This is a genomic window from Calothrix sp. CBUCES-K 9914 (genome assembly GCF_059640475.1).
On sequence record NZ_JBXXZH010000016.1, the window covers coordinates 62,373 to 70,126 of the forward strand.

The 7,754-nt window shown below is 38.2% G+C and carries 7 protein-coding genes; 4 read left to right on the forward strand and 3 right to left on the reverse strand.

Going from position 1 to position 7,754, the window contains the following annotated elements; all coding sequences use genetic code 11:
• The first annotated feature begins 78 nt into the window (after positions 1-78).
• Both AC2JBO_RS05610 and AC2JBO_RS05615 read left to right on the forward strand, forming a co-directional pair.
• Complete coding sequence (locus AC2JBO_RS05610) at positions 79-2,328, forward strand: caspase family protein (protein ID WP_496952646.1); 2,250 nt, start codon at positions 79-81, stop codon at positions 2,326-2,328.
• Positions 2,329-2,770: 442 nt separating this feature from the next.
• Entirely contained in the window at positions 2,771-3,043 is a 273-nt protein-coding gene (locus AC2JBO_RS05615; protein ID WP_496952647.1) for a hypothetical protein, read from the forward strand.
• Between the two features lie 118 nt (positions 3,044-3,161).
• Here AC2JBO_RS05615 and AC2JBO_RS05620 read toward each other — a convergent pair whose 3' ends face one another.
• The gene (locus AC2JBO_RS05620; RefSeq protein ID WP_496952648.1) at positions 3,162-4,226 is read right to left on the reverse strand and encodes a serine hydrolase; all 1,065 of its coding nucleotides are present in this window, start codon (positions 4,224-4,226) and stop codon (positions 3,162-3,164) included.
• A 689-nt stretch (positions 4,227-4,915) separates the two neighbouring features.
• Here AC2JBO_RS05620 and AC2JBO_RS05625 point away from each other — a divergent pair.
• A complete protein-coding gene (locus tag AC2JBO_RS05625; protein WP_496952649.1) occupies positions 4,916-5,128 on the forward strand; it encodes a TOBE domain-containing protein in 213 nt (70 codons plus the stop codon).
• 333 nt (positions 5,129-5,461) lie between these two features.
• Entirely contained in the window at positions 5,462-6,034 is a 573-nt protein-coding gene (locus AC2JBO_RS05630) for a Crp/Fnr family transcriptional regulator (RefSeq protein WP_496952650.1), read from the forward strand.
• Between the two features lie 111 nt (positions 6,035-6,145).
• Here AC2JBO_RS05630 and AC2JBO_RS05635 read toward each other — a convergent pair whose 3' ends face one another.
• Positions 6,146-6,349, reverse strand: a complete 204-nt coding sequence (locus AC2JBO_RS05635; protein WP_496952651.1) for a hypothetical protein — start codon at positions 6,347-6,349, stop codon at positions 6,146-6,148.
• A 37-nt stretch (positions 6,350-6,386) separates the two neighbouring features.
• On the reverse strand, positions 6,387-7,691 hold the full coding sequence (gene nifN / locus AC2JBO_RS05640; RefSeq protein ID WP_496952652.1) for a nitrogenase iron-molybdenum cofactor biosynthesis protein NifN: 1,305 nt from the start codon (positions 7,689-7,691) through the stop codon (positions 6,387-6,389).
• Positions 7,692-7,754 lie beyond the last annotated feature (63 nt).

Consider the following 7,754-nt stretch of genomic DNA (forward strand, 5'->3'; position numbering starts at 1 on the left):
CCCGCGCGTAACTTAACATACTTGAGTTAATGTTGGGTTCCGTTCTGAGACCCAACCTATTACATACACTAAAATCCTATGTCTCATATCAAACGGCGCCAATTTTTACAATTTGCTGGTTCTGTCCTAGCTACAGCAGGTTTTAGTCAGTTGGATATTATGCGCCAATCTGAGGAGTATGGTAAAGTTTTGGCACAAAGCACTCCCCGTAAATTAGCGCTGCTTGTGGGAATTAATGAATATACTAATGGTATTCCTACTCTCGGTGGTTGTGAACAAGATGTTCTGTTGCAACGCGAGTTATTAATGCATCGCTTCGGCTTTAAAACAACGGATATTCTAACTTTGACTAGTAAACAAGCTACTCGTCAAGGTATATTACAGGCGTTCAATGAACATTTAATTAAACAAGCTAAACCTGGAGATGTGGTTGTCTTCCATTTTTCTGGACATGGTTCTCAGGTGGAAGACAAAGACCGTGATACATCAGATGGATTTAATAGTACTCTTGTGCCTGTAGATAGTTCTTTGCCTGAAAATGGTGGTGTAGTGCAAGATATTATGGGACACACACTGTTTACGCTGATGTATGCTCTCCCTACTGATAATGTGACGGTGGTGTTAGATAGCTGCCACTCAGGAGGTGCCAAACGTGGTAGGTTTAGAGTCCGTTCGCGTTTGGGTGGAAGTGGTTTTTTGCCGAGTCCCGCTGAATTTGAGGAACAACGTAAATGGTTAGCAAAAACCGGACTGTCTCAACAGGAATTTATGAAAAGACGGCGCCAAAACGTTGCTAAGGGTACTGTAATAACTGCTGTCAAGCGTGACCAGTTTGCGATGGATGGTCAATTTAGTGGCTTCGATGCGGGTGTTTTTACTTATGCTTTAACTCAATACCTTTGGCAAAAAACAGCGAGCGAGTCTATCAGCACGACCTTTTCTAACGTCAATAAAAGTGCTAAGAAAATCGTCTGGGATCAAAGGGGAGGTATAGATAAGGAACCTGAAATCGAATCTAACTTAAACCCAAATCAAAATAAATTGATATATTTCTCTCCTGTTCAAACAATTCCTGCGGAAGCTGTAATTACTGATGTTAGCGGCGCCAACATCGATTTATGGTTAGGTGGGATAGAAGCACAAAGTTTGGATGGGTTTAACGAAAAAGCAATTTTAGATATTGTCGATGCTAAAGGTGAGGCAGGTGGAAAGGTTCAAATTGAAGCGCGTCAAGGATTAAATGCCAAAGCGAAATTGCTAAGTGCAACGCGCCTACAACCGACAAAAGGAACGCTTTTACAAGAAAGTATTCGCACTATCCCCAAAAATTTAACTTTGAAAATTGGATTAGATGAGACTTTGCTCGATAGTACTGCGATTGGACAAGCGCGCGCAACGCTGCAAAGTATTCCACGTATCGAACCAGTTATAGGAAAAGAAAGTCATTATGTGCTTGGTTCGATGACAAAAGAGAAGTATCAGCAGTTGCAGCGACGAATTACAAATTTGCCTGCTGTTGGTAGTGTCGGTTTATTCTCACCTACTTTAGATGGAATTGTTGCAACTTCGTTTGGAAACACTGGTGAAAATATAGGTGCAGCAGTTACGCGGTTACAACCTCAATTAAAATCATTGCTTGCAGGTCGAATTGTCAGGTATATACTGGGTAACACTAGCACATCCAAGGTTAATATCGGCGCCAAAATGATTGTTGCCGACAGCAAAAAAGTCCTCGGTCAAGTTTTCACAGCGCGCGGTATCGGCAAAAACACAGGCACCAGTCAACCCAATAAACCTGTTAATCTATCAGAGTTAGGCATACCGAAATTACCAGTAGGGATGAAAGTGGCTTTTCAAATTCAAAATAATGAAAGTGTACCGCTTTACGTCAGTATATTATCTATAGATAGTAGTGGCAAAATGGACGTAATTTTTCCCTTCGACTGGTCGTCTTCTGAAGGTGATGCTTTGATACAACCTGGGAAACAAGTTTTAATTCCTGAGTCGGGAGGAAATAATTCCACTCTCCAAGTTTCAGAACCTTTTGGATTTTCGGAAGCGTTTATAATTGCTAGCACAGCACCACTACGCGACTCGCTGCGGGTTTTACAAACACTAGCAACTTCTAGAGGAGTCGCAGGTAAACGCAGTTTTATACCCGCAGTTACTGGTGACGAATTTTTGAATCTAACCAACAGTTTAATCGATGATTTGGATCGAAGCACTCGTGGCGCCAACAGTGGTAGTACACAGCTTCCTTCAGATGTTCGTGGTGTTGACGTTAAAAAACTAGCTACAATGTCAATCCCATTTGAAGTTGTCAGTTGATTTGGTATATTACACACCGTAGAGACGCGTTCACGGAGTGTCCCGCAGGGAATATATGGCGTCTCTACATTTATAATTGCCTGTGTCGCGTGAAAACTAGTGTAAATACTGAGATTTTTTTTCAACTTATATGCCAATATCTAATAATATGAATAATAATTTTAATTAATAAATCAGGTTGTTTTACCTTTAATTGACTTAACTCTGAACTTTAACCGAATATCGGAAGTTATACTTGATTTACAGAGATAAAAGCCTGTTAGCTTTTTTCAAGGCGCCAGCACTTTTACCTGAATATATAGTATATAACGTCATGTTAAAGACTAAAAAAGTATCTTTATGTGATGGAGGTCAACTGGGCAAAGCAAAAGTGCATAGCTAAAAGAATGTGAGAGCTATCTTTAATTAGAAGCAATTAATTTTATATTATATATACAAATCTATGAGTAGCAAAGTAAACACGATATTCATTTTTATACTTATTGCCATCGCGACACCAGTCACTCTAATTCCTACATCTGGAGACGCGACACAAGTATCAGTTTCAACACCGACTATACGTAAAGCGAAAGCAAGCAGATTGCTTAAGCAAGGCATCAACGAGTATCAAAGCAATAAGTATCGAGCAGCTCTACAGTCTTGGGTACAGGCAATAGCTATCTATAGGGAAACGAAGAAACCTTCAAAGCTGTCGGACAGACAAATACCAAACTAAACACTGGGAGCCAAAATTTCCTTGTGGGATGGGGACTCTATTATTAAAGGGCGGGCAAGGATGCCCACTCCACAAGAGGTTAATTTACAAGAGGTTGATTTAATTTTTGGAAAACCCTTTACACTTTATCTTTAATATCTTCAGAAGATAGTTGTTGTGTATGGTCAATGTAATCATATACGATACGGGAAACTTGACGAATAAAAGTTGTTGCTCTACCGTCGTGATTTGGTCTTCTAACTAATATTCCAGCTAGGTAGCGTTTACCACTTGCCGTTTGAATAATACCAGCATCACCAAGAACAAATCGAAGCGTTCCGGTTTTGTGAGCAATTACTGCACCTGCTCCTAAACCTGATGGCAACATACTAGTGTTGTGGCAACGACGCATAATATCTAAAATTTGATTACGACTTGCGTCACTAAGTATTTGATTGTTTGCAATTAAGTTTGACAGATGTACTAAATCTTTCGCGCTAGTTGTATTAGCACCGTATTCATCAGCTAATAAATGACGTAGTACGGTGTTTTGTAATCCAAGAGTACTAAAACGCACGTTTAATCTCGAAAATCCGCCTAAACGATCGATAATCATGTTTGTAGCGGTGTTGTCACTGATAGTCATCATTTTGGTGGCAGTTTCCAAAACGGTAAACTTTTTGCCTACATACATATTTTGCATGTCACCAGAACCACCTGCTACTAAGTCACGTCGCATCACAAGAATATCGTCTAAACGAATTCTACCTGCTTCGATTTCTTCAAATAAGGTAATTAATATTGGTAATTTAATTGTACTAGCTGCTGGAAACGCTTTGTTTCCATTAATATCTATATAGTCACCTGTTTGTAGATCAACAAAGAACATTCCCGGAGAAAGATAACTATAACGATTCATCAACGCTTTAATTTGAGTATTTAACGGTAAAATCTCTTTGCCTAAACGCATTTCTCCATTACCCGCAGGATAAGCTGGAGTATTTACCGGATTATTTTGTACTGCTGGAGGAACAAAGCGAATATTTGGTAATGGTGGTAACGGCGCCAACTTGATATAATTATTATTCCCCGTGCGAGTTGAATTCGCTTCTTGAGTCTGTACGGGTTGTAATGCGGTTGCTGTAAAGGGAGAAAGTAGAAGTGTAAGACCAGCAAAGTTAGCGAAGTACCAGGATGATTTCATTTTTGAATTTGTAAAAGGTAGTGTGAGTCAAGAATTGGAGTCAAAAACTGCTTATGAATGAATACACCCTGAACATTGAATGAGTTGTTCTATGGCGCCACTCCCAACAGGCAAAAATTAAAGCGAACCTATCAATTAAATCCTATAAATTATATATTGGCAACAAATTTACAAAACTTTCATTTTGATGGAAATCATAAAAAATCACGACATGAGTCAATATATTTCCTATACGCGGTTCTGTTGGAGTCTTTGCTTAGTTTTTGAGTTACAGTCCAAAAGTGAAGAATTTATGAATGTCTGATTTTTATTTACGCTTTAATTTGTAATGCGTTATGCTTGGCACTGTTCATTTAATAATGCAAAAAAGTATTCAAAGATGCATTTTGCATATTTTTTTAGATTTTTTGCATAACTTGTGAATGTCCAGAAATATATATAGATGGTGAGGAAAATAATACAATGTCTTTAGCAGACCCAATCTGCTAAAGATATTTCTGGCAACGGATATGAGCGGATGTAACGGATGGTTTATTTTAAAGAACTAAGTTTTGTGTGTAACTAATAACTATCCGCTACATCCGTTGCCATGAGGATTTTTATGTTTCTAAATTTTTTCTAAAGGTACATGATTAAAGACAATTATTTTGCTACCATCACCTGGTAGTCATCAAATCAGGGTTTTAGAAATGAGACTTAGCGCGCGCAATGCATTAAAGGCAAAAGTAAAAAAAATTATACCTGGCTCTGTAAACTCTGAAGTGATTTTGGAATTATCACCTGGAGTCGAAATAACATCAATTATTACAAAAGATGCAGTACAGTCACTTAACCTCAGCGAAGGCGCCGATGCTTATGCTGTAATTAAGTCTACCGATGTAATGGTCGCTGTGGACGAATAGCCAAATACCCAGTTCGGGTAACGTGCCTCAGTAAAATTACTGTTACATAGTAATTTTACTGAGGCTGTTTATTTTTCCGGGATTGTTACAGAAAGCGCGTTTTTACTGAGAATAATTAAAGATTGTATAAAGACAACGCTTCATTTTTTTGTCGATACAGGTAATCAAACATACCTTAGAGATTGATTTACACGGGAAATGTGAAAATCTTGTGAAATTTTATCTAGTAATCATACGAATAATTGATGATTTAATGGTCAGTATTAAAATTTATTGTTGTAAATAATACTTGTGGCTGTGTTATTTTAATAACAGTTAATCTCGTAGTTATTTATGAATAAGACTCTAGCTATAGCGAACACCTCTAGCTCTTTTCGTGCTGACATTCAATACCGAACTTTGGAGCGGCGCCAATTAATACCTCAAAATGATAAAGCACTGTGGCAAATTCAAAGAGGAAGTGTGCGCGCGCTAACTTGGGATGAAAACGGAGTTTATACAACTTTGGGTTATTGGGGAACTGGTGACATTATTGGTTATTCGCTTTCACGCATTCAACCTTATCATTTAGAATGCATTACAGGTGTTGAGCTAACTAGCGTTCCAGCGAGTCACCTGCATGAAAACTTAGATAAATTATTATCCCGTATTCAACGAACCGAAGAATTAGTCAGTATTGTAAATTGTAAGCGAGTTTCTACACGTGTATGGCAGTTTCTGGGTTGGTTGAGCGATAAATTTGGTCGTGATTTACAGGAAGGCCGATTAATTGATTTGCATATAACTCATCAAGAAATAGCCGATGTGTTAAATACAACTCGTGTCACCGTTACACGTGTGTTGCGAGACTTAGAGAACGAAGGCAAGTTAAAACGGCATAAACGTTGGTTAATTATAGTGAAATAAACAAGGGCGTAGTTTGAATATTTACACTAAATATTTACACTAAATATTTACACGCATCAGAGTGCATTTCATTAATATTACCAATACTATAGTGTTCTTCTAAAGTATTCTCTAAAGTATTCTTCTAAAAGTATAAGCAGCAAAAGCTATTAAAATTAAAGCTTCAACAGGTGCCGCTGTAAAGAATAAACTTATACATACAAATAAACAACCTATACAAATAAGTGCAATTCTTTCAATTTCGTCTTCGATGCGAACACTGGCGCCAAATAAAACAAGCGCAAAGAATAAAGAAAGTGACGAATGTAAAAGCATAATCGATACGTTTGAAGTTTTGGTTCTTTAGTACTTGTCATGCTACTCGTAAATTAGCAACATCAAATAAGTACTGCATTGCCCCTCTATACCCAATCTTTGTAACTAAACCATTGCCCAAACGGTCAAAAATAGGAATACCTTGACGGTATAAAGGAATATTTAAGCGTTTAGCGATATCTTCCGCGTAGGAGTTCGCAATTAGTAATTCTGAACCTGCCGCTAATTGTTCAAAGTCTTCTAAATCACCGATAGTAACACTTTGAATCGGCATTTTTTCCAGTAGTGGAGAGCGTCCAGTTGTTACTGCTGCATGAATTTCCGCTCCCATCGATTGCAGAAAATCAACAGTTAACCAGAGCATATCAGGTTCTAACGCTACAGAAACTTTTTTGCAACTAAACTCTAGGTGAGTCAGTAACATTGTACGTTGTAACTGGCGCCGCTGACAACGGTATTTTTCTGGTACTGTGGAACCGCTAATTTGTGCCAATGCATACAAAAGTTTATCTGTTGCATCAAGTCCAACAAACTCAGTAAACACATCATAAGGGACTTTAAACTTTTGCTGTAATACCCGCGCGCTAGAACGCATACTTTCACCAAGTGCTAGAGTAAATGTTGAATTGCCAACAGAGTTCAATTGTTCTAAACTGGCGCCGCTAGGTGTTACCGCACTATTATGACGACCAACATCTAATTCGATATCAAGTAAAGCAGATAAATCTGGTATAACAATTGGATTTAATCCAAAATCTTGACACATCTGTTTAATTTCTTGTACGTCTCCTGGTGTAAAAGCAGAGCTAGCTAAGATTGTCACCTGCTTTGAGTGTGTGTCTTGTTTGTTTTGTGTACTTGTATCTATTTGAGGAATTTCTTTGACAATACTTTCAACTGCTGCTGCAAAACCATCTTGCAACGTACCCTTAAAATCTGGAGTTGAGACTAAAACCATTGGTAGATTATTCAGTTCTGGTATGGAGCGAATTTCCTTCAAAAAACGTCCCATATCATCCCCTCTGGTTTCCGTCAGTCCAGTGGTACAAAGACCAAGGATTTCTGGTTGATTCTGCAGTACTAACGTTAAAATTGCTTGTTTAATGCTTTCCTCGCAACCTAAAACAGTCACAACTTCAGTCATTGCTGTGGTTGAAAGAGGAATTGAGGTGTCGAAATGTTGAGATAAAGGAATTTTTGCGAACGTACTACAACCAGGCGAGCCATGTAATACGGGCATTATTCCTTTAAACCCCATAAATGCCAAAGTGGCACCTATTGCTTGGCTATGTTTGAGGGGGTTAACTGCGACTGATGTGTTTGTAATGCTGACAATTGCCATAATAAGTAATTTAAGTTTGAATGATGATGAAATCGGGCATTATTCCCAAGGCGCTGTAGAATG

Coding starts and splice junctions, on each gene's coding strand:
- AC2JBO_RS05630 (WP_496952650.1), top strand. CDS start 5,462: ATGAATAAGACTCTAGCTATAGCGAACACCTCTAGCTCTTTTCGTGCT.
- AC2JBO_RS05625 (WP_496952649.1), top strand. CDS start 4,916: ATGAGACTTAGCGCGCGCAATGCATTAAAGGCAAAAGTAAAAAAAATT.
- AC2JBO_RS05610 (WP_496952646.1), top strand. CDS start 79: ATGTCTCATATCAAACGGCGCCAATTTTTACAATTTGCTGGTTCTGTC.
- AC2JBO_RS05615 (WP_496952647.1), top strand. CDS start 2,771: ATGAGTAGCAAAGTAAACACGATATTCATTTTTATACTTATTGCCATC.
- AC2JBO_RS05635 (WP_496952651.1), bottom strand. CDS start 6,349: ATGCTTTTACATTCGTCACTTTCTTTATTCTTTGCGCTTGTTTTATTT.
- nifN (WP_496952652.1), bottom strand. CDS start 7,691: ATGGCAATTGTCAGCATTACAAACACATCAGTCGCAGTTAACCCCCTC.
- AC2JBO_RS05620 (WP_496952648.1), bottom strand. CDS start 4,226: ATGAAATCATCCTGGTACTTCGCTAACTTTGCTGGTCTTACACTTCTA.